Raw genomic sequence first — 21,301 nt, 5'->3', positions numbered from 1 at the left:
GCCGCTCATCCCTGCCCCTCGTGCTCGCCGAGCAAGGCTAGCAACGTCTCTTCGTCCCACACCGCAACACCCAGCGCCTGCGCCTTGTCCAGCTTGGAACCGGCCTCGGCGCCGGCAACGACGAAGCTGGTCTTCTTCGACACGCTGCCGGCGACCTTCGCGCCCAGCGCCTCCAACCGCGCCTTGGCCGCGTCGCGGCTGAGGTGCTGCAACGTCCCGGTCAGCACCACGGTCTGTCCGTCCAGCGGCGCGGCGCGGCGCTCGGCCTGCGCCGGCGCCGCGTCGAGCAGGCGCCGCATCGCCGCATTGGCCTGGCGCAAGGCCTGCACGTTCGCGTCATCGGCCAGATAGGCGGCCAGGTTGGCCGCGCCGGCCGCCGACAGCCCGGCACCGGTCCAGCCGCTTTCGTTGGCGCGCAGTAACGTATCGAGCGTGCCGTAGGTCGCGGCGAGCCGTTGCGCGCTCTTGCCGCCGAGCTTGTCCACCGGCAGCGTGGTCAACAGGTGCGCCAGGTCGAGGCGTTCGCGCAGTTCCGCTGGCGGCGCCCCTTCGTCGGCGAAGCGGATGCCGGCCTTGACCAGCGCATCGACCACAGCCGCGTTTCCGCGTTGCTCGAAAAAGGTCGCGATCGAACGCGCGACCTCGCCGCCGATATCGGGCAGCGCCTGCAGCAGCACCGCCGGCGTGCTGCGTACGAACCGCAGTGACCCCAGCCAATGCGCCAGCGCCTTGGCAGTGGTCTCGCCCAGGTGCGGAATGCCGAGTGCGAACAGGAACCGCGGCAATGTGGTGTTGCGGCTGGCGGCGATGCCGGCGACCAGGTTCTCGGCCCATTTCGTCGCCAGCTTGCCGCCCAGCTCCACGGCCAGGTGCGCGCGCAGGAAGTCGGCGCGCTTCCAGTCCGGTGATTCCTGCGCCAGCAGCGGCTGCGCTTGGGCACCGAGCGTCAGCGCGCCCTTGCTGTCGTTCACGGCCTGCACTAGGTCGGCGGCGGTCGCCGCGTCCAGCGCCGCCTTCATTCGCACCAGGTCCTCGACGCTCAGTGCGTACAGATCGGCCAGCGAATGCACGAAACCGAACTCGACCAAGGCATCGGCCTGGCGATCGCCCAGGCCCTCGATGTCCATGGCCCGGCGCGAGGCGAAGTGGCGCACGGCCTCCTTGCGCTGCGCCGCGCAGGCCAGGCCGCCGCTGCAGCGCCAGGCCACCGCGTCCTCTTCGCGCACGATGTGCGAACCGCACACCGGACACGTGGCCGGCATCGTCCACGGCAGCGTGCCGGCGGGACGGCGCTCTTCGATGACCCGCACCACCTCGGGAATCACATCGCCAGCGCGGCGCACGATCACGGTGTCGCCCTCGCGCACGTCCAACCGCGCGATCTGGTCGGCGTTGTGCAAGGTCGCGTTGGTGACGGTGACGCCGGCGACCTGCACCGGTTCCAGCCGCGCCACCGGGGTGACCGCGCCGGTGCGGCCGATCTGCACTTCGATCGCGCGCAGCACGGTGGACTGCTCCTGCGCCGGGAACTTGTGCGCCAGCGCCCAGCGCGGCGCGCGCGAGACGAAGCCCATCGCCGCCTGCTGGTCGTAGTCGTCGAGCTTGTAGACCACGCCGTCGATGTCGTACGGCAGCGTGTCGCGCCTGGCGCCGATACGGCGGAAATACGCGATCAGGCCGTCGAAGCCGGTCGCCGTCGCAGCCTCGGGCGCTACCGGGAAACCATAGCGGCGCAGCAGGGCCAGGGTCTGCGAATGGGTCTCGGGCAGTTCCAGGCCGCGCACTTCGCCGACCGAATAGGCGAAGAACGCCAGCGGCCGCCGCCGGGTGACCGCCGGATCGAGCTGGCGCAGCGAACCGGCGGCACCGTTGCGCGGGTTGGCGAGCAGCTTCTCGTTGCGTTCCAGCGCCCTGGCGTTCCAGGCAGCGAAAGCCGCGCGCGGCATGTAGATCTCGCCACGCACTTCGAGCACGGCCGGAAACGGCGTGCCCAGATCACGCAGCTTCAGCGGCACCGAGCGCACCTGGCGCAGGTTGGCGGTGACATCCTCGCCGGTGCTGCCGTCGCCGCGGGTGGCGCCCTGCACGAACACGCCGTCCTCGTAGCGCAGGCTGATCGCCAGGCCGTCCAGCTTCGGCTCGACCGAGAACACCGGCGCGACCAGGTCCAGCGCGCGCTCGATGCGGCGCTCGAAATCGGCGACTTCGGCGAAGCGTTCGCGGTCGTCGGCATCCTCGGCCACGCCCGGCATCTCGAACGCGTTGGCCAGCGACAGCATCGGCATCGCATGGCTCACTTCCGAGAAGCCGCCGTCGGGCCGCGCGCCGACCGTGCGGGTCGGCGAGTCGTCGCGCGCCAACTGCGGGTGCTCGGCTTCCAATGCCTCCAGCTCGCGCATCAGCGCATCGTACTCGGCATCGGTGATCGACGGATCGTCGTGCACGTAGTAGCGGTCGTTGGCGTCTTCGATGCGCTGGCGCAGCTCGGCGACGCGCTGCTGGAGATCGGATGAAGCGGTCATGCGCGGCAGCCAGAGTCCGGTGACGGAAAGGGAGCGATAGTAACTGGGTGCCTGGCCAGGGGAAATGTGGGGCGTCCGGCTTCGGGACAGGGGACCGGGGACGGGGACCCGGAAAAGCGCAACGTCGCGTTCGGAAGCTCTACCCACTTCCGTTCTTCGGGTCCCTGGTCCCATGCCCCAGCTTGCCCAAACGTTAAGAGAACGTTAGCTTCGCCCTTCCCCGCTACGTCGTTTCGTCTGGAGAGTGCCCGTGTCGCTACCGGTTTCGCGCCGTTCCTTCCTTTCCCTAGCCACCTCGGGCCTGGCGGTCGGTGCACTGGGCCTGGCGCCCGGCGCGGAGGCGGCAAAGCGCAAGGCGGCGGCCGTCGCGGCGCCTGGGATGGCAGCGGCCGCCGGTCCGGTGTACCTGAATCTCAACGAATGCCCGCTGGGTCCGACGCCGGCCGCGCTGGACGCGGCGCAGGCGATCCTGCCGCGCGCCGGACGCTACCTGTTCGAGCTGCAGAACGACCTGATCGCGTTGTTCGCCGGTGAGCAGCAATTGCCCAGCGATCACGTCGCGGTCTATCCCGGCTCCAGCGACCCGCTCAACCGCGCCGCACGTGCGTTCACCTCGGCCCGCGCCGGCGTGGTGGTGGCCGATCCGACCTTCGAAGCGGTGGCCGATGTCGCCGCCGCGCACGGCGCGCCGGTGCGGCGGGTGCCGCTGCGCGCCGACGGTGGGCACGACGTCCAGGCGATGGCCAGCGCCGATCCGAACGCCGGGCTGATCTATCTGTGCAACCCGAACAATCCGACCGGCTCGATCACCTCGCACGCCGACATCGAATGGCTGCTGGCCAACAAGCCCGCCTCCAGCGTGCTGCTGGTCGACGAGGCCTATATCCACTATAGCGATCAGCCGTCGGTGATCGATCTGATCGGCCAGCGCCAGGACCTGCTGGTGCTGCGCACCTTCTCCAAGCTGTACGGCATGGCCGGGCTGCGACTGGGCCTGGCAGTAGCCTCGCCGGGGCTGCTGACCAACCTGGCCGCGTTCGGCGAGAACCCGGCGGCCATCACTGCAGTGGCCGCCGGCATCGCCAGCCTGCGCGAGGTGCAACTGGTGCCGGCGCGGCGCGCGGACAACGCACGCATCCGCAACGAGACCATCGCCTGGCTGCAGAGCAAGGGCTACAAGTGCCTGCCATCGCAGGCAAATTGCTTCATGGTCGACGTCAAGCGCGACGGCAAGGCGTTCGCCGCGGCGATGGCCAGGCAGAGCGTGATGATCGGTCGCAGCTGGCCGATCTGGCCGAAGCTGGTGCGCGTCACCGTCGGCAGCGAGGCGGAGATGCTGCGGTTTCGTGAGGCGGTGTTGAAAGCGCGCAAGTAGCGCGCGCGCTGGGATTGGGGAGTCGGGATTGGGGATTCGTAAAAGCTGACTCCGCCACTTACCTCATCGGCCGGTAACTTCATCGGCCCTCGTACCCTCATCCGCCCCTTCGGGGCACCTTCTCCTGCAGGGAGAAGGGAAGCGCCAGCGGATTCGCTTTTACGAATCCCGACTCCCCAATCCCGGCGCCACACTTACCAGCGCGGCGCCTTGGTCAACGGGGGCGCCTGATGCTGGCGGTCGTAGGCGCGCAGTTCGTCGCGGATGTGGGCGATGCGCTGGCGGCCGAGGGCGTTGCGGCTGTCGTCCAGGACCACGCCGTCGAGCAGTTCGCCCATGCGCTGCACGGTCGGCAACATCTTTTCCCAGGCGTCGAGCGCGGTCAACGGCGCCGGCAGGGTCAGGAAGAACGCGATCGCCGGGGTCTCCATCTCGCGGATGTGGGCCATGTCGAAACTGCCCGGCTTCATGATGCTGGCCATGCTGAAGATCGGACCGCGCTCGGGGTGGCCTTCGACCAGGCGGTGGAACACGTTCATGTGGCCGAATACCAGCCCGGTCTTCTCGGCGGCGACGACGATGTCCTCGCCGCGCAGCACCTGGCCGGCGCGCGCGGCGACGTATAGCGAGACGATCTTGTCGAAGTCCTGGCTCGGCCGCTTGCCGAGGTCAGCAGTGGCCGCCTCGGCGGCGGACAGGCCCAGTTCGGATTGGCCGAGGGCGCCGTCCTGGTCGGGCGGGGCGATCGCGTCGCCGTCGGCGGCAACCGCGGCATCGCCGAGCGACGGCTCGCGCCGCGGCGCGGCCGGGTCGGCCGGGTCCACGCGCCGGCCCTGGGTCGGTTTTTTCGGGCGGCCGAACAGGAAGATCGCCGCGATCAGCAACAGACCGGCGGCGAGGATGCCGATGCGCAGCAGTGCCATGTCGGACATGACGGGGGTTACTCCGGCAGGGGTGCGTAGGGGGAAGACAAGATATTTAGCATGTCACGTCAGGCCGCGCCCGCCAAACGCGCGGCTTCCTCGAGGTCCACGCTGACCAGGCGGCTGACGCCCGGCTCGCGCATGGTGACGCCGCTGAGCTGGTGCGCCGCCTCCATCGTGGCCTTGTTGTGGCTGACGAACAGGAACTGCACTTTCTCGCTCATTTCCTTGACCATCGCCGCCAGGCGGCCGACGTTGGCTTCGTCCAGCGGTGCGTCGACCTCGTCGAGCAGGCAGAACGGCGCCGGGTTGAGCTGGAAGATCGCGAACACCAGCGCCACTGCGGTCATCGCCTTCTCGCCGCCGGACAGCAGCGAGATGCTGGACACGCGCTTGCCCGGCGGGCGCGCCATGATCGCCACGCCGGTGTCGAGCAGGTCTTCGCCGGTCAGTTCCAGATAGGCGTGGCCGCCGCCGAACAGGCGCGGATACAGCGCCTGCACGCCAGCATTGACCCGGTCGAAGGTGTCCTTGAACCGCCCGCGGGTCTCGCGGTCGATCTTGCGGATCGCATCCTCCAGGGTCTCCAGCGCGGTGTTCAGATCGACGTCCTGCGCTTCCAGGTATTCGGCGCGCTGCGCGGCCTCGCCGTATTCGCTGATCGCGGCCAGGTTGACCGGCTCCAGGCGGCGCATGCGTCCGTCGATCTGCTGCACCGCCTGCTCCCATTCGGCCGGATCGGCCTGTTCGGGCAGGCCGTTGATCACGTCTTCGAGCACGAAGCCGGCCTTGACCACGGCCGCCGACAGCTGCTCGGCGCTGAGCACCAGCGCCTGCTGGTCGAGGCGGCGCTGGGCGATGCGCTCGCGCTGTGCCAGGGCCTGTTCGTCGCGCTGCTGGCGGGTCTGTTCCAGGCCGCGCAATTCGTTGTCGATGCCGTCCAGCAGGGCACGCGCCTCGCCGAGCGCGCGGTCGGTACGCACGCGTTCGCTGAGCGCGGCCTGGTGCTCGGCTTCCAGCGCATGCACCGGCGAATCGCCTTCGCTCAGCTGCGCGCTGAGTTCGCCCAGGCGCGAATCCAGCTGCCCGCGCTGGTTGCCCATGCGCTCCAGCGCCTGGCTCAGCGAGGCGATCTGCGTGCGTTGCGATTCCAGGGTCAGGGCCAGCGCGTGCGATGCCTCGCGCACCCGGCGCGCGGCATCGCGGGCCAGATCGCGCGCTTCAGTGAGCTGGCGGCGCTCGCTCTCCAGCATGTGCCGGGTGCTTTCCAGGTCGCCCATGCTGGTGACCGCGTCTTCCAGCTTGGAACGCGCCTCGCGCGCCTGCTCGCGGCTGCCGTCCAGGGTTTCCAGCAGTTGCGCGATCTCCGTCTCGATGCGCTCGATGCGGGTGCGCGCGGCGTCCACCTTGCCCTGCTGGCTCTGCAACTGCCCGGCCAGTTCGGACACGCTGCGGTGCGCCTGGTACAGCTGGCGCTGCGCTTCCTCGCGCTGCTGCTCGGCGGCCAGCGACTGCTCGCGCAGGCTCGCCAGGCGTTGATCCAGTTCCGCTTCGCGGTCCTGCAGCGCGTCGATCTGGCCGCGCAGCGCCTGGATCTGGCGCTCACGCAGCAAGGCGCCCTGCTTGGCCGCGCCGGAGCGCGACACGCGCAGCCAGCCCTCGCCCAGGCGCGCGCCGTCGCGGGTGATGACCGAGTCGCCCTCGCCCAGCTGCGGCAGCAAGGCGCGGGCGGCGGCGAGATCCTCGGCCGCGTGCAGCCGCGACAGCAGCCGGCGGATCGCGATCGGCCCCTGCACCTTGGCGGCCAGCGAGGTCGGCGCGAAATTGCCGGCCTCCTTGTCGCTGCTGACCAGCGCGATGCGGCCTTCGCCGAGTTCGCCCAGCGCATCGACCAAGGTTTCCGGCGCATCGACCAACACGCCTTCGATCAATTGCCCGAGCGCGCCTTCGACCGCGTTTTCCCAGCCGCTTTCGACGCTGATGCGCTCGCCCACGCGCGCCGCCGAATCCAGCCCGCGCGCCTTCAGCCATGCCACCGCGGCACCCTGCTCCTGGCCGAGCGCGGCCTGCTGCAGGGTTTCCAGCGACGACAGCCGGCCGCGCGCGGCCTGCGCCTGCTTACGCACCTCGGCCAGCTCAGACTGCGCGCCGCGCTGCTGTTCCTGCAGCGCGGTCAGCGCCTGCTTGCGGGTTTCGACCTGTTCGTTGAGTCCGTCCAGCGCGGCGCGCTGGGTCTCGTGCTGAAGTTCCACCTGTTCGAAGGCGGCGGCCAGCGCGTCCAGGTCCAGCCCGGCGCGCTCGGCGGCCAGCGCTTCGCGGCGGCGCTCGGCTTCCAGCGATTGCCGGTCCAGGTAATCGACGCGGGTGCGCTCGACTTCGCCGGCGCGCGAGGCTTCGGCGGTGTAGCGCTGGTGGGTTTCCCAGCGCTGCTGCCAGTCGGCCAGCCTGGCCTCGGCCTCGCGCAGCGCTTCCTGTTTGTATTCGTTGTCTTCCTGCAACTGCTCCAGCTGCGGCCCGGCGATGTCCACCGACTCGCGCAACAGCACCAGCTTGGCCTCGTCGCCGCTGATGTGCCGGCCGAGTTCGGCCAGCGCCAGTTGCGCTTCATCGCGCGCCTTGTGCAGGCGCTGCGACAGGTCGCGCTGGTGCTGGATCTGCTGCTCGATGCGCGCCAGGGTGCTGCCGACCTGGTAGACCTCGGCCTGGGCCTTGCTCAAGGCATCGGCGGCTTCCTCGCGGCGCACGCGGCCGGTCTCGATCCGCGCTTCGGCGTCGCGCTGTTCGGCGATGAACTGCTGCAGGCGCGTCTCTTCCTGGCCCAGCGCCTCGCGCAGGCCTTGCAGGCGACTGTCCAGGCCGCGGTATTCCAGCGCCTTCCACTGCGCGTCCTTGACCCGACGCTCTTCCTGCAGCGCCTGGTATTGCTCGGCCTGACGCGCCTGGCGCTTGAGGTGCTCGAGCTGCTTGCCGATCTCCTCGCGCAGGTCGCCAAGCCGCTCCAGGTTCTCGCGGGTATGGCGGATGCGGGTCTCGGTCTCCTTGCGTCGCTCCTTGTACTTGGAGATGCCGGCGGCCTCTTCCAGGTAAACGCGCAGGTCTTCCGGGCGCGCCTCGATGATCTGGCTGATCATGCCCTGCTCGATGATCGAGTAGCTGCGCGGGCCCAAGCCGGTGCCCAGGAACAGGTCGGTGATGTCGCGACGCCGGCACTTGGTGCCGTTGAGGTAATAGCTGCTGCTGCCGTCGCGGCTGACCTGGCGCTTGACCGAGATCTCGTTGAACGAGGCGTACTCGCCGGAGATGGTGTGGTCGGAATTGTCGAAGATCAGCTCCACCGTCGCCTGCGACACCGGCTTGCGCGCCGAAGAGCCGGAGAAGATCACGTCGGTCAGCGAGTCGCCGCGCAGGCGGCTGGCCGAGCTTTCGCCCATCACCCAGCGCACCGCGTCGATGATGTTCGACTTGCCGCAGCCGTTCGGACCGACGATGCCGGTCATGTTGGTCGGCAGGTGCAGCGTGGTCGGATCGACGAAGGACTTGAAGCCGGACAGCTTGATGGTCGACAGGCGCATGGGGCAGACAATCCATGGCAGGCGCGGCCGGCATGCCGGCACGCGCTGCCGCTAATGAATATCCAGGTGAAGTCCCGCTTCCAAATCCTTGATACGACTACGATCGCCGAACAGGAAACAGGCACGAACCGGTGAGTATAACGGCACCCAGAGGGGGCTGGAGGCCGCAAACGAAACGGGCACCTTGCGGTGCCCGTTTCGGTACAGCATGACGCCGTGGATCAGGCTTCGGCTTCGACCACGACATTGACCGTGGTTTCGACGTCGGCGTGCAGGCGCACCAGCACCTCGTACTGCCCGATGTTGCGGAACGCGCCTTCGCTCAGCACCACTTCGCCCTTTTCCAGCGGCAGGCCGGCGGCGGTGAACGCCTCGGCGATGTCGCGGGGGCCGACCGAGCCGTACAGCTTGCCTTCGGTGGACGCGTTGGCCTTGACCGTCACGCTGGCGCCTTCCAGCTTGGCCGCACGGGCCTCGGCGTCGGCGTGGATCGACTGCGCCTTGGCTTCGTAGTCGGCGCGCTTGGCCTCGAACTCGGCGATGTTGGCAGCGGTGGCCGGCACGGCCTTGCCCTGCGGCACCAGGAAGTTGCGGCCATAGCCCGGCTTGACGTCGACCTTGTCGCCGAGGCCGCCCAGATTGGTCACTTTCTGCAGAAGAATCAGTTGCATGGTGTTGCTCCGTTATTCGTTAGCGCCGGCTCGCGACCGACGCAACGCACGCTGTCCGAATAGGACGGGGATGGGATTGCCGGGAATCGGGAATGGAAAAATCCCGCCGATCAAATTAAATATCGTGGTTGTCCGTGTACGGGATCAGCGCCAGGAAACGCGAGCGCTTGACCGCCGTGGCCAGCTGACGCTGGTACTTGGACTTGGTGCCGGTCACGCGGCTCGGCACGATCTTGCCGTTCTCGGTGAGGTACTGGCGCAGGGTGTTGAGATCCTTGTAGTCGATCTCTTTGACGCCCTCGGCGGTGAACTTGCAGAACTTGCGGCGACGGAAGAACTTGGACATGGCAGTGCTCCTTAGGCGGCTTCGGCGGCGTCGCCGTCGGTTTCGGTGGCGGCGGCAGGCGCATCGCCGTCCTCGTCGTCGCGGCGACGACGCTCGCTACGCTCGGGCTTGTCGCCCTTCTCGTCCTTGCTCTTCATGATCAGCGACTGCTCGGTGTCCGGGCCGTCGCGCTTGATCACCAGGTGGCGCAGCACAGCGTCGTTGAAGCGGAAGCTCTCGACCAGTTCGGCGAGGATGGCCTGGTCCACTTCGATGTTGAGCATGACGTAGTGCGCCTTCACCAGATTCTGGATCGGGTACGCCAGCTGGCGGCGGCCCCAGTCTTCCAGACGGTGGATGGTGCCGCTGCCGTTCTCGACCAGCGACTTGTAACGCTCGATCATGGCCGGGACCTGCTCGCTCTGGTCCGGATGGACCAGGAACACGATTTCGTAATGACGACTCATGTGGTTATACCTTTCGGATGTGGCCCGAGGGCCGGACAGCCCCCCGCGAGGCCCGGGACGGGTGCGGTGGGGCAAGGGTTCCCGCCACGACGGGCGCGGGAAGCCGGAAAGTATGGCAGCGCGGGCGCCGGGCCGCAAGTTGGGGTGCCTTATGCCCAGGCAGGTGGCGCCTCCCATGGCAGACGCTACGCCGGCCCGGGTGGCCGCTGCCACGCCGGCGCCGGTTTTGCGACACTGGATGGGTGAACCGCACACCGCCGGCGCCCTCAGCCACCGAAGCCACGCCTGTTCCTGCACGCCTGTGCGCGCGGCGGCCAGCCCTGCCCGCTGCCGCAGGCTGCGACCCCGAGGCCCGGCCTGCGCGGGTGCGCCGCGCCGAACGCCGCGCTGCGCGCGCCTGGCCCTGCGACACATCGTCCAGGCACGCGCGTTGAACGCTCACCTGCACCCCGCCCTGCGCGTCGGCCAGCCGCTGCAGCTGGACCTGCCGCCGGCAGTGGCCACGGCCCTGCGTAGCGCACGCCGCTACTTGCTGGACGACGGCACGCCGCTGTACGCGCTGGCCTTCGATGCCGAACGCTTCCAGCCGCAGGCCTTCGCCGCGGCCGCGATCGCCTGCCCAGACAGCGTCGCGCGCAGCGTGCGCAAGCGCCAGGCGGAATTCCTGTTCGGCCGCCTGGCCGCACGGCTGGCGCTGGGCGAAGCGCTGGGCCCGGCGCATGCGCAGGCCGAGATCGCGATCGGCGCGGCGCGCGCGCCGGGCTGGCCGGCCGGCAGCCTGGGCAGCATTTCCCATAGCGGCGGCTGCGCGGCGGCAGTGGCGCGGCCAGCCAGCCAGGCCCATGGCATCGGCATCGACCTGGAACGGCTGCTCGCGCCCGCCGCGCGCGAGGCGGTGCTGTGGGTGGCGATCGATACGGTGGAGGCGACCCTGCTGGCTGCCGCGGCCGACGCGCAATGGCCGCACGATGCGTTGCTGACTGCGCTGTTCTCGGCCAAGGAAAGCCTGTTCAAGGCCGCGTTCGGCGCGGTCGGGCGTTATTTCGATTTCGCCGCGGCCCGGGTGTGCGCGGTCGACCTGGTGCAGCAGCGCCTGTGCCTGCGGCTCACCGAGACGCTATGCGCGCAGTTCGTCGAGGAACAGGTCTGCGAGATTGGCTTCGCGCGCCTGGACCTGGATCCGCAGCTGGTACTGACCCACTACGCGTGGTGAGCTCGGCGCCGGCGCTCAGGATGCGGCGGCGGCCGCATGCTCGGCGTCGGTGGTGAAGCTCTCGCCGCAGCCGCATTCGGCGGTGGCGTTGGGATTGCGGAAGATGAAGGTCTCGCCCAGGCCCTGCTTGGCGAAATCGATCTCGGTGCCATCGACCAGCGGCAGGCTGGCGGCATCGACGTAGATGCGCACACCGTCCTGCTCGAACACCGCATCGTCCGGGTGCGCTTCGCGCGCCAGATCGGTGACGTGGCCCCAGCCAGAGCAGCCGGTGCGTTCGACGCCGAAGCGCAGACCCAGCGCGCCGGGGGTCTGGGCGACGAAGCGCTGCACGCGCTCGAAGGCGACGGGAGTGAGGTGGATGGCCATGGCGAACGACTCCGGGAACAGCGAACGGTCATTATAGGGAGGAAGCGCGGCGGCGGATGCGCGCCACGCCTCGCAAGCGCCGCGGTTCAGCCAGTACACTTGCCCGTTCCATATCGAGTCGCTGCGGCGAGGATTCAAGTCATGACGGTGGTGAGCGTTGAGCATGCGCTGGCCGGGAAGATCCCGGCGGGCGGCGAAGTGACGGTACGCGGCTGGGTCCGCACCCGGCGCGATTCCAAGGCGGGGCTGTCCTTCGTCAACGTCAGCGACGGCTCCTGCTTCGCGCCGATCCAGGTGGTGGCGCCGGCCGAGCTGCCCAACTACGAGTCGGACGTGAAGCGGCTGACCGCCGGCTGCGCGGTGATCGCGCGCGGGCGCCTGGTCGCCTCGCAGGGCCAGGGCCAGAGCTTCGAGATCCAGGCCGAGAGCATCGAGGTGGTGGGCTGGGTGGAGGACCCGGAGACCTACCCGATCCAGCCCAAGGCGCATTCGCTGGAATTCCTGCGCGAGGTCGCGCACCTGCGCCCGCGCACCAACCTGTTCGGCGCGGTGACCCGCATCCGCAACTGCCTGGCGCAGGCGGTGCACCGCTATTTCCACCACAACGGCTACAACTGGATCAGCACCCCGATCATCACCACCTCCGACGCCGAAGGCGCCGGGCAGATGTTCCGCGTGTCGACCCTGGACCTGGCCAACCTGCCGCGCGACGGCAAGGGCCAGGTCGATTTCGGCCGCGACTTCTTCGGCAAAGAAACCTTTCTGACCGTGTCCGGCCAGCTCAACGTCGAGGCCTACTGCCTGGCGCTGAGCAAGGTCTACACCTTCGGCCCGACCTTCCGCGCCGAGAACAGCCACACCACCCGGCACCTGGCCGAGTTCTGGATGATCGAGCCGGAGATCGCCTTCGCCGACCTGGCCGAGGACGCACGGGTGGCCGAGGACTTCCTCAAGTACCTGTTCCGCGCGGTGCTCGAGGAGCGCGGCGACGACCTGGCGTTCATCGCCGAGCGCGTGGACAAGACCGCGATCAGCAAGCTGGAAGCGTTCATCAACTCTCCGTTCGAGCGCATCGAGTACGGCGACGCGATCGCGCTGCTGCAGAAGTCCGGGCACAAGTTCGAATTCCCGGTGGAATGGGGCCTGGACCTGCAGACCGAGCACGAACGCTGGCTGACCGAGCAGCACGTCGGCCGTCCGGTGGTGGTGACCAACTACCCCGAGCACATCAAGGCCTTCTACATGCGCCTGAACGACGACGGCAAGACCGTGGCGGCGATGGACGTGCTGGCCCCGGGCATCGGCGAGATCATCGGCGGCAGCCAGCGCGAGGAGCGCCTGGACGTGCTGGACACGCGCATGGTGCAGTTCGGCCTGGATCCGCAGCACTACGGCTGGTACCGCGATTTCCGCCGCTACGGCACGGTGCCGCACGCCGGCTTCGGCCTTGGCTTCGAGCGCCTGGTGGTCTACGTCTGCGGGCTGAGCAACATCCGCGATGCGATCCCCTACCCGCGCGCGCCGGGCAGCGCCGAGTTCTGAGGCATTTGGAGGCCGCAGCATGATCCTGTTCTTCGCGCTGTGCTTCGTCGGCGTGGCCATCGCCGGGTTCAGCGCGTTCCTGATCTTCTGGCCGCTGACCCTGGTGCATATCCGCGACCGGCATCCGCCGCTGGTGGCCGCGTTCGGCCCAGGCGCCTTCCTCAGGCCGGTGGCGCTGGGCTGGTTGCTGGCGCGGCGCTACCGCCCGCTCGGCGACCGTTCGCTGTCCGGGCTGGCGACGCCGGCCTGGCTGTCGCTGCTGACCATCTTCTTCGGCCTGGGCATGGCCGCGCTGCTCTGGCTTCTTTCCCTGGTGATTCCATGACTTCAGACGCATCTGCCGCCGACCGCTGGTATTTGGCCAGCCTCGGCCGCATCCTGGTGTGGGCGCGCCTGCGCGTGCGCCAGGCCGGCACCGCCGAGGTGCTGGACAGCGACGGCAATACGCTCAGCTACGACAGCGAGGACACCGCACAAGCGGCGCTGTTCGACGCCGAGTTCGTCGCCTACGACGGCCTGGACGAAGACGATGCGCTGGCGCGCGGCTTCTCGCTGCATGACGTGGTGCCGCCGCAGGCCGACGACGATGCGGCGCTGCGCGGACGCATGACCCAGACCCTCGGCACGCGCCCCTGACGCGTGCCTGAGACACCGATGCACATCCCACCGGCGTTCGCCGAAACCGACCTGAGCGCGCTCGACGCGCTGATCGCGCGCGATCCATTCGCGACTCTGGTCACCGTCGGCGACGACGGCCTGCCCTGCGCCACCCCGCTGCCGGTGCTGTACCGCCGCGACGGCGCGCGCATCGTGATCGAGGGCCATTGGACGCGCGCCAATCCGCAGGCGCGGCACCGCGGCCAGGCGCTGCTGATCGTGCATGGATGGCCCGCATGCCTACGTGTCGCCGAGCTGGTATCCGGACAAGGAGGCGATGGCGCGGGTACCGACCTGGAACTACGCCACCGCGCAGCTGCATGGCCGGTTGCAGATCAGCGACGACGAAACCCTGCTAGCCGACCTGGTGGCGCGGCTCAGCGAACGCCACGAGCGCGCGCTCGGCAGCGACTGGCGCTTCGAACCGCACGACGACGCGCAACGGCACCAGTTGCGCGGCATCGTCGGCTTCCGTTTCGAAACGGAGCGGGTGGAACTGAAATTCAAACTCAGCCAGAACCATCCGTCCGCCAACGTGGAGGCGGTGCGCCAGGCGCTGCAGGCGCAGGCCGATCCCGGCGCGCAGGCGGTCGCCGCGCTGATGCGCGAACGCCTGCCGCACCGCTGAGCGGCGCAGGCGCCGACTGCTGGCGCCTTGCGCATGCCGGGTCGCCTCGCGTCGGGACTATGTCGTGGCCAGGGACGCGGAGCTGCTTCCTTCTCCCAGAACAGGCCGTTCCCTTCTCCCACCGGGAGAAGGTGGCGCGCAGCGCCGGATGAGGGTACGGGCGAAGCCCCGTGCACCCAACTCTGCGAGTCGCTTTCGCGCCGAGCCCTCACCCCACCAACCCCTCTCCCGAGCAGAGAGGGGCTTTTGCACGCGCTGCTCAGCCGCAGTTGCTGAGCAGCCGCTGCCGGTCGCTATCCGCCCGCCTGTTGTTCGCCATTCCGCCCTCCAGCGGCGACAGCCCTTCGCGGATCGCATAGCGGGTCAGTTGCGCGATGCCGTGCATGCCGAGCTTGAGCATGATGTGCTCGCGGTGGGTGCCGATGGTCTTCACGCTGATGTGCAGCCGCGCGGCGATTTCCTTGGTGGACAGGCCTTCGGACAGCAACTGTACGATTTCGCGTTCGCGCGAGGTCAGCAGCGTATAGGCGGAAACGGCGTCGCCCTGCGGGCAGCGGTACTCGCTGACCAGCGATTGCGACAGGCCCGGGCTGATGTACAACTGATCGTTGCTGACCTGCTGGATCGCCCGTAACAGTTCGCGGAAGGTGCTGTTGCGGGCCAGGTAGCCCTTGGCGCCGGCATCGATGACCGCGCGCACGTTGGCTGCCGCATCGGAGGCCGCGATGCAGATCGCCTTGCTGTGCGGGCTGCGCTGCAGCAGCCGGCGCGTGGCTTCGATCCCGTTCAGACCCGGCAGCATCACGTCCATCAGCACGATATCCGGCTGTCGCCTGGTCACCAGTTGCACGCATTCCAGTCCGTCGGCGGCATGGCCGACAACGTCGATGTCGGGCGTGTTGTTCAACAGGGCGACCATGCCCTCGAGCACGATGCTACGGTCGGCGGCAATTACGATACGTGTGTTCATTCTCTACCCGTTGTCCTCGCCATGGATCTCCCTACGCTCGCCGCCGCGCGAAAACACGCGTTCCCTGCGGCGCGACACGCCCCTTTTGAACCGATGCGACCGCGTTACGTCAATTACGCGGCGCAATCAGCTTGTCACGCCGCGCAATCGCAGCCATCGGCCTCGGGCTGATATGGGTGGCGGCCATACCTGAACTTGCAGGGATTCGCGCATTCGTCTCTCTGCGTAGACAGGCGCTATCGAAACGGCGCGCAATGTGTGCATTGCAGCGGAGAAAACGCCATGCCTGCGGCGCAACGGCATGCGGCAGCGGCGTGGCGGCGGCGATCAATCCGGCTTCGGCAGCGCGGCCGCAAGCGCCGGGTTGTCCGCCTGCAGCATGGCGCGGGCGACATCGGCAAGCCGCTGCTGGACTGCGGCAGGCGGCGTGCCGGCATCGATCGACTGCTGCAGCGCCATCAGCTGCGCGGCCAGTTCGCCCTGCCAGCGCATGCGTTCGGAATCGTTGCCGGCGCGCTGCACCTCCAGCGTCGCCTGGGTCTGCGCCACGGCGTCGCCACGTACCAGCGTTTCCATGGAATCGACCAGGCGCTGCAACAGCCGGTACACCGCGGTCGCGGAAAATCCACCCAGCATCGCCAGGGTCGGCTTGCCGAACGTGCGCATGCCGCCGCTCTCGAAAAGGTCGCCGGGCAGTACCTCGACCAGGATCAGCCCGGCGATCAGGCCCAGGATCATGCGCGCGCCGTAGGACGCGTCGAACTTGGGATCATAGGTGGCGTTGGCGACGTAGCGGTGCACCTGGAACAGGGACGAGAACGAAGCGCCCAGGCCGGCGCAGGACAGCAGGAACAAGGCATTCCACAGCAGCGCGCTGCCGGAGGAATCCAGGAACCCCAGGCGCACGTTGTCGGCGCTGACCTGGTCGGACAAGGCCGATGCCACCACTGCGAACAGGAATAGCAGTGAGGTGGTGGTCAGCGCGCGCACCAGCGGCAATGGGCCGAGCAAGGTCGCCCAATGCCGGCGGCGGCGCTCGGCATCGAGCAGGAACACCGCCTGCGGCGTCGCCGGGCGGATGATCTGCGCCAGCCGCCGATGCGTCACCGCCAACTCGTACGCGTTGTGCTCGCTGCCGGCGGCGCTGGGCGCGATGCCGTCCAGCAGCGCCGACAGGCGCGCGATCAGTTCCGGCGGAACCGCCATGCCGTGTTCAAGCGCGTAGCGCGCCATCGCCTCGCACTCCACCCGCAGCTGCGGCAGGATGCCCGGCGGCAGGACCCGCGCGGCGGCGACCATGCCGACGCCGGCAAGCCAGCGCCTTGCCGCCGCGCCCATGGCCTGGATCCATGCGTTCATCGGAGCACTCCGGGATGGGAACGGCGCCAACGGTGGCGGCTATGTCCTGCCACGCGTGTGGCGGTGGCGGCGGTCGCCGAGGCTAGGGACTACGCTGCAGGGTTCCGGCATCGGCGCGCGTGCCGAGGCGGTCGAAGATCTGCAGCAGGACGCCGCCGTCCGGCTGCGGCCGCAACTCGGCCTGGCCATCGCTGAGCCGCCCGCAATAGCCGGCGTCGTTCACCGTGAGCGACAGCACCAGCGTGGTGTCGCGGGTGCCCGCGTAGCGCGCCTCAAGCTGGCAGTCGCGTGGACTGCCATAGCGCAGCCTGGCCACGGCGATGTCTGGCGACAGCGGCGTGGCGGCGATCGCCACGGTCAGGGTGACCGGGTTGCGGCCACCGCTGCCGGCGCCAGCGAGCATGCGCCAGTTGCCCTGCAGCGTGCTGGCAGAACCCGGCAAGGTGTGCAGCAGTGCAGGCAACGGCATGCCGTCGATGCGCAGCTGCAGGTCGTCGGCAGCACTGCGCTGCACCGTCAGGGTCTTGCCCAGCAGCCTGTCACAATAGATGCCGCCGTTGATCGACTCCAGGCGATAGCCGCCTGCGTCCTGCGTCAGCAGCGCCAGCGTGCAGTTCAGTGGCGCGCCGAACTGCAGGCTGGTGTTGCCGGCTTGTTGCACAAGCCGCACCGCGGCGATGCGCCGCGCGTCCAGCGCCAGGCTGCCGCGCCAGTCGCCGGCCGGCAGTGGCGCGGGTGCCGTGGATGCTGCAGGTGCCGATGGCGGCAACGGTGCGGCGCTGGCGCTCAGCGGCAACGCCAGCGCCAGGCACAGCGCCGGCCAGCGGCGTGGAGGCGGCAAACGACGCGTTTGGATGGGCATGCGACTCTCCTGTTGGGAATGGATGGGACAGCGGCCGCCGCTCACCACGGCAGCGCGAAGAAATAGACGATGGCCAGCAACGCGGCGCATGCCGACAGCATCGCGAACAGCGCCGAGGCGATGCGCCGGCGCCGCCGCCGGCGCTGCGCGTGGGCCAGCGACAGCAGGTCGATCCGCAGCTCCCGGCACCATTGGTCGGTGTCGCGCCGCGACAGGACAAAACCGTGTCTACGCATGGTCTGGCTCCGTGGGCGGTTGCTGCGCGCCAGGCGGGCGCTGCAGGTTCCAGAGTTTCAGCCGCTGTCCGTCGAACAGCACTTCGCCCAGCGGCGCGTGCGTTCCCTCGAACACGATCTGCAGGCGGTGGCCGGGTCGACGCGACTTGCGCGGCAGCACCTGCAACAGCAAGCGCGGCGCTTCGTCGGGCATGTCCAGCACAGCCAGCTCGACCCCGAAGGCCAGCGTCAGCTGCCCGATCTGCGGGGTTTGCCAGGCGCGCAGCTCCCACAACGGGATCTGCAGCGACGGCGCGTCGTCCGTGGCCGCTGCCAGCGGCAGCGTGGCCTTGCCGCCGAAGCTGGCCCGCAACACCTGTTCGTGGCGGGCACGGCAGCGCTGTTGCGCATCCAGCAACGCCGCCGACAGGCCCTGCAGCAACAGATCGAACTCGCAGCGCAGCGCGCGCATCATTCGTCCTTCAGCCAGGCGGGCCTGCGCGGGAATCCCACGTGGTAGCACAGCCACTGCATCACCACCTGGTGCTCGCCGACCTGGAGCACGGCGAAATTCTTTTCGGTGCCGATAATCGCGCCCTTCGGCGTATCGCTCAGGCAGCGGTTGAGCAAGGCCCGGGCCGCTTCGACCTGCTCGGGCGTTTGCATCTGCGTCGGGTTGTCGCTGCCGACCACGACCCGCTTGACGAACTTGACTTCAGTGAGGTCGAACATCGTTGACGAGTCCCCCGACGAGATGGTCCAACTAGTGCCTTACGCGGCAACCGGTACCGGCGCGCCGACCTTGCGCGGCGCCACCGAGCTCTGCAGGATGTCCATCACCCTTGCCAGGCCTTCCGGCATGCCCCGGTCCTCGGCGTGCACCGAGACGTGGTACTTGGCCGCGTTGTCGGAGCTTCGGGTGTTCTCCTTGTGCGTGGCCACCGAGCCCTGGATGTGCACCTTGGCCTTGAACATGCCCCAGCCGAATTCCATGTCGGCCGACAGCGAGGCCGAGGCGTCGGTGGAGGACTTCTCGGAAAAGGACGACTTCACTTCCATGTCGAAGGTGACGTCCACGGTGCGGATGCTCAGGCTGGGCACATTGACGATCGCCAGCAACGGCACTTCCAGCTCCACTTCTTCTTCGGCGATGCCGCCGGCGGTGGTCGGGTCATCGACCGGCCGCTTGAAGCGGAAGCTCGCGGTGCGGGTGGCGCCGAGGGCTTGCGGATCGGTGCTGCCGGCGTCCGGCGGCAGGAAACCGATGACACGGATGAAATCGGCGGTGGCGCGGGCCAGCTTGACCTGCGCGTCGCAGGCCGCATCCAGCGGACCGCCGATCAGGTCGGCCATCGGCAGACCCTTGAACTGACTGGAGATGTTTACGAGTTCGTCAGCCATTGCAGTAACTCCTTAGGTAGGTGGATTGGTGACATCGTCCGTGCCCGCGGCGGTCGGCTTGTCGGCCATGACCGTCTTGAACACGCCCTGCGTCTGCGCCAGGTGATTCATCAGCCTGGCCGCTCCGTCAGTTGGTTCGGTCCCTTCCACGCGCAACACCACGTGGACGGCACTGTGGCGCTGGCTCTTCGCGCTGGCGCTGGTGTCCACGCGCACGCTGGACTTGGCCGCGGTACGCTTGGAGCGCCAGGCGCCTTGCGCCGCGGCGGGGTCGGTTGCCGGCGGCGGCGGCGGCGGCGCGAAGAAGCCTTCGCTGGACTGCAGCCCGCCCATGTCGCCGAGCTGCGCGTCGAAGCTGATCTCCACGTCCTTGATCCGCAGCACGTTGGTCGAGACCAGCGGCAGCAGCGGCGCGCGGTAGTAGTCCTCGTCGTCCTCGCCGGCCCGCGGGTGCTGCGACGGCAGGCGGATGATCACGCTCTTGGGACGGTGGAACTCGTCGAAGTAGTCGCCGAGGTTGGCCATCTGGTGCTGTTCGATGCGGTCCTGCGCCTCGATCACCGCACCGGCCAACGCTTCGATCAAGTCATTCAATGCGGTCTGCCCAGCCATGTTCGCTCCTGGAGAAAGGGGGCTGCCGTCGGCGACGGCAGCGGATCGGTGTCGCGCGACGCGCTGACGCACCCGCCGCGCCGGCATTGGCATGCGTGGGCGGCGGCGCGCCGGCGCATGCTCAGTTCAGATCGGGAAACGCGTCGACCCTGGCCAGCCAGCCCTTGAGGAACTTGCCGAGCGCGGGCTTGGCGTCGACCAGGCGCCGGTAGTAGTCGCGGCGGCCCTGTTTGTAGCGCGCGTACAGGTCGCGCTGGTCGGCGGCCAGCAGCGCCACCAGGGTGGCCGCGCCGAACTTGCCGTATGCGGGCAACTGCAGCGTCGGCTTCTGGTCGTTGAGCACGCGCTGCAGCAACTTGGTCGCGTTGCTGCCGGCGTTGACCTGGAAGTCGAACAGGATCTCGGCCAGCGGCTGCAGCGCGATCTCGTCGCCGTGCACCGCATTCCAGTAGCAGGTCTTGTAGATCACCGCGGCCTGGGCGTCGCTGAGCGCACGCAGATTGTCCAGGCTGGGTTCCAGTTGCAGCAGCGACTTGGCGTAGCGGCGGAAGGTACCCAGGGTGATGCCCTTGTTGGTGGCGCCGCCCGGATCCACCGGATCGTTGACGAAGCCACCCTCTTGCTGGAGCAATGTCGGGAAAAACACGGTGAAATCGGCCATGCGATCCTCCGGGAATGCGCCCGTCAGCGGGCTTGGAGCAAGTGTGGCGAGCGGGCGCAGGCGGCGGGATCGGCAAAAACCCGATACGGCGGCGCGCAGACGCTGAGCCTGCGTGCCCTGCCGGCGCGGTGTCGCCCGCACGCCCGCACGCCCGCCGCGCGCTGCGCCGCCCCATACGCAGGCGTGTGTGCCGGCGCCCGGCGCCCGGCGCGCTGGCCGATGAACCGATACGCCCGGCGCTGCCATCGCGGCTGCATCCGCGCGCCGGCTTCTGGAATAATGCGCGGCTATGAGCAAAATCGATCAGCTACTGCACAACAACCGCGCCTGGTCCGAGCGAATCAATCGCGAGGATCCGGACTTCTTCGGCCGCCTGTCCAAGCAGCAGACCCCGGAATACCTGTGGATCGGCTGCTCCGATTCGCGGGTGCCGGCCAACCAGATCATCGACATGGCGCCGGGCGAAGTGTTCGTCCACCGCAACATCGCCAACGTGGTCGTGCATACCGACCTCAACTGCCTGTCGGTGATCCAGTTCGCGGTCGAAGTGCTGAAGGTGCGGCACATCCTGGTGGTCGGCCACTATGGCTGCGGCGGCGTGCATGCCGGACTGACCCGTGCGCGCCTGGGTCTGGTCGACAACTGGATCCGCCATGTCACCGACGTGGCCGAAAAGCATGAAGGCTGCCTGCAGCAGGCCGGCGACCTGACCCTGCAGCACGCGCGGCTGTGCGAACTCAACGTGCTCGAGCAGGTGGTCAACGTCAGCCGTACCTCGATCGTGCGCGACGCCTGGGCCGCCGGCCAGGAACTGACCGTGCACGGCTGGGTCTACAGCCTGCGCGACGGCCGGGTGCACGACCTGGGCATGGAACTGGAGCGCATCGAGGACCTGGCGCCGCGTTACGATGCCGCACTGGCGCGGATCTGCCAGGACCGCGAGGATCGTTGATCCGG

At 68.7% G+C, this 21,301-nt stretch carries 22 protein-coding genes and 1 pseudogene; 7 read left to right on the top strand and 16 right to left on the bottom strand.

The genetic code is table 11. From position 1 onward, the window contains the following. Positions 1-5: 5 nt before the first annotated feature. Positions 6-2,522 (bottom strand): NAD-dependent DNA ligase LigA, encoded by a 2,517-nt coding sequence (gene ligA, locus E4A48_RS05995; protein WP_058196359.1) that lies wholly within the window; start codon positions 2,520-2,522, stop codon positions 6-8. A gap of 250 nt (positions 2,523-2,772) precedes the next feature. On the opposite strand from ligA, the gene E4A48_RS05990 reads away from it, so the two are divergent. Further along, the gene (locus E4A48_RS05990; RefSeq protein ID WP_142742041.1) at positions 2,773-3,897 is read left to right on the top strand and encodes a pyridoxal phosphate-dependent aminotransferase; all 1,125 of its coding nucleotides are present in this window, start codon (positions 2,773-2,775) and stop codon (positions 3,895-3,897) included. Between the two features lie 194 nt (positions 3,898-4,091). Here the strand turns inward: E4A48_RS05990 and zipA are convergent, their stop codons facing one another. The 5 genes from zipA to rpsF all read right to left on the bottom strand — a co-directional run bounded on the left by zipA (position 4,092) and on the right by rpsF (position 9,855). Continuing rightward, positions 4,092-4,829 (bottom strand): cell division protein ZipA, encoded by a 738-nt coding sequence (gene zipA / locus E4A48_RS05985; RefSeq protein WP_039009685.1) that lies wholly within the window; start codon positions 4,827-4,829, stop codon positions 4,092-4,094. Positions 4,830-4,888: 59 nt separating this feature from the next. Continuing rightward, complete coding sequence (gene smc, locus E4A48_RS05980) at positions 4,889-8,392, bottom strand: chromosome segregation protein SMC (protein WP_039009684.1); 3,504 nt, start codon at positions 8,390-8,392, stop codon at positions 4,889-4,891. 221 nt (positions 8,393-8,613) lie between these two features. Further along, positions 8,614-9,063: a 50S ribosomal protein L9 gene (rplI, locus tag E4A48_RS05975; protein ID WP_039009682.1), complete on the bottom strand. Its 450-nt coding sequence runs from the start codon at positions 9,061-9,063 to the stop codon at positions 8,614-8,616. Between the two features lie 115 nt (positions 9,064-9,178). Beyond that, the gene (gene rpsR, locus E4A48_RS05970) at positions 9,179-9,409 is read right to left on the bottom strand and encodes a 30S ribosomal protein S18 (protein WP_003473336.1); all 231 of its coding nucleotides are present in this window, start codon (positions 9,407-9,409) and stop codon (positions 9,179-9,181) included. Between the two features lie 11 nt (positions 9,410-9,420). After that, positions 9,421-9,855 (bottom strand): 30S ribosomal protein S6, encoded by a 435-nt coding sequence (gene rpsF / locus E4A48_RS05965; protein ID WP_039009680.1) that lies wholly within the window; start codon positions 9,853-9,855, stop codon positions 9,421-9,423. A 430-nt stretch (positions 9,856-10,285) separates the two neighbouring features. On the opposite strand from rpsF, the gene E4A48_RS05960 reads away from it, so the two are divergent. Next, the gene (locus tag E4A48_RS05960; protein WP_052235159.1) at positions 10,286-11,068 is read left to right on the top strand and encodes a 4'-phosphopantetheinyl transferase family protein; all 783 of its coding nucleotides are present in this window, start codon (positions 10,286-10,288) and stop codon (positions 11,066-11,068) included. Positions 11,069-11,083: 15 nt separating this feature from the next. Here the strand turns inward: E4A48_RS05960 and E4A48_RS05955 are convergent, their stop codons facing one another. Then, complete coding sequence (locus E4A48_RS05955; RefSeq protein WP_039010098.1) at positions 11,084-11,437, bottom strand: HesB/IscA family protein; 354 nt, start codon at positions 11,435-11,437, stop codon at positions 11,084-11,086. A gap of 141 nt (positions 11,438-11,578) precedes the next feature. On the opposite strand from E4A48_RS05955, the gene asnS reads away from it, so the two are divergent. The 4 genes and pseudogenes from asnS to E4A48_RS05935 all read left to right on the top strand — a co-directional run bounded on the left by asnS (position 11,579) and on the right by E4A48_RS05935 (position 14,264). Continuing rightward, positions 11,579-12,979, top strand: coding sequence for an asparagine--tRNA ligase (gene asnS, locus E4A48_RS05950; protein ID WP_039009678.1), 1,401 nt, complete (start codon positions 11,579-11,581; stop codon positions 12,977-12,979). A gap of 19 nt (positions 12,980-12,998) precedes the next feature. Continuing rightward, a complete protein-coding gene (locus E4A48_RS05945; RefSeq protein WP_039009677.1) occupies positions 12,999-13,304 on the top strand; it encodes a hypothetical protein in 306 nt (101 codons plus the stop codon). Next, positions 13,301-13,615, top strand: coding sequence for a hypothetical protein (locus tag E4A48_RS05940; protein ID WP_039009675.1), 315 nt, complete (start codon positions 13,301-13,303; stop codon positions 13,613-13,615). Before E4A48_RS05945 ends, E4A48_RS05940 begins: the two co-directional genes overlap by 4 nt. An 18-nt stretch (positions 13,616-13,633) precedes the next feature. Then, positions 13,634-14,264: pseudogene (locus E4A48_RS05935) on the top strand (FMN-binding negative transcriptional regulator). A gap of 259 nt (positions 14,265-14,523) precedes the next feature. Here E4A48_RS05935 and E4A48_RS05930 read toward each other — a convergent pair. From E4A48_RS05930 to E4A48_RS05890, 9 genes are all read right to left on the bottom strand, one after another. After that, positions 14,524-15,234, bottom strand: a complete 711-nt coding sequence (locus E4A48_RS05930; RefSeq protein ID WP_058196874.1) for a response regulator — start codon at positions 15,232-15,234, stop codon at positions 14,524-14,526. 327 nt (positions 15,235-15,561) lie between these two features. After that, entirely contained in the window at positions 15,562-16,467 is a 906-nt protein-coding gene (locus E4A48_RS05925) for a hypothetical protein (RefSeq protein ID WP_221887399.1), read from the bottom strand. A gap of 208 nt (positions 16,468-16,675) precedes the next feature. Continuing rightward, the gene (locus tag E4A48_RS05920) at positions 16,676-17,455 is read right to left on the bottom strand and encodes a hypothetical protein (protein WP_142742039.1); all 780 of its coding nucleotides are present in this window, start codon (positions 17,453-17,455) and stop codon (positions 16,676-16,678) included. 41 nt (positions 17,456-17,496) lie between these two features. Beyond that, positions 17,497-17,691: a hypothetical protein gene (locus E4A48_RS05915; RefSeq protein ID WP_039009668.1), complete on the bottom strand. Its 195-nt coding sequence runs from the start codon at positions 17,689-17,691 to the stop codon at positions 17,497-17,499. After that, the gene (locus E4A48_RS05910; protein ID WP_039010097.1) at positions 17,684-18,142 is read right to left on the bottom strand and encodes a hypothetical protein; all 459 of its coding nucleotides are present in this window, start codon (positions 18,140-18,142) and stop codon (positions 17,684-17,686) included. The genes E4A48_RS05915 and E4A48_RS05910 overlap by 8 nt, the downstream gene beginning before the upstream one ends. Continuing rightward, entirely contained in the window at positions 18,142-18,402 is a 261-nt protein-coding gene (locus tag E4A48_RS05905; RefSeq protein ID WP_003471826.1) for a hypothetical protein, read from the bottom strand. The genes E4A48_RS05910 and E4A48_RS05905 overlap by 1 nt, the downstream gene beginning before the upstream one ends. Before the next feature lie 39 nt (positions 18,403-18,441). Next, positions 18,442-19,071: a DUF2589 domain-containing protein gene (locus E4A48_RS05900; protein WP_039009665.1), complete on the bottom strand. Its 630-nt coding sequence runs from the start codon at positions 19,069-19,071 to the stop codon at positions 18,442-18,444. Positions 19,072-19,083: 12 nt separating this feature from the next. Further along, entirely contained in the window at positions 19,084-19,683 is a 600-nt protein-coding gene (locus E4A48_RS05895) for a DUF2589 domain-containing protein (protein WP_052235158.1), read from the bottom strand. 121 nt (positions 19,684-19,804) lie between these two features. Further along, positions 19,805-20,344, bottom strand: coding sequence for a glycoside hydrolase family 108 protein (locus tag E4A48_RS05890; RefSeq protein WP_058196872.1), 540 nt, complete (start codon positions 20,342-20,344; stop codon positions 19,805-19,807). Between the two features lie 289 nt (positions 20,345-20,633). Here E4A48_RS05890 and can point away from each other — a divergent pair, with 289 nt between their 5' ends. After that, positions 20,634-21,296: a carbonate dehydratase gene (gene can, locus E4A48_RS05885; protein WP_058197164.1), complete on the top strand. Its 663-nt coding sequence runs from the start codon at positions 20,634-20,636 to the stop codon at positions 21,294-21,296. The last annotated feature ends 5 nt before the right edge of the window (positions 21,297-21,301 follow it).

The sequence above is a fragment of the Xanthomonas translucens pv. cerealis genome, assembly GCF_006838285.1.
Lineage (GTDB): Bacteria > Pseudomonadota > Gammaproteobacteria > Xanthomonadales > Xanthomonadaceae > Xanthomonas_A > Xanthomonas_A cerealis.
Note: the sequence above shows the minus strand (reverse complement) of the source record. Positions and strands in the feature narration are given on the sequence as shown.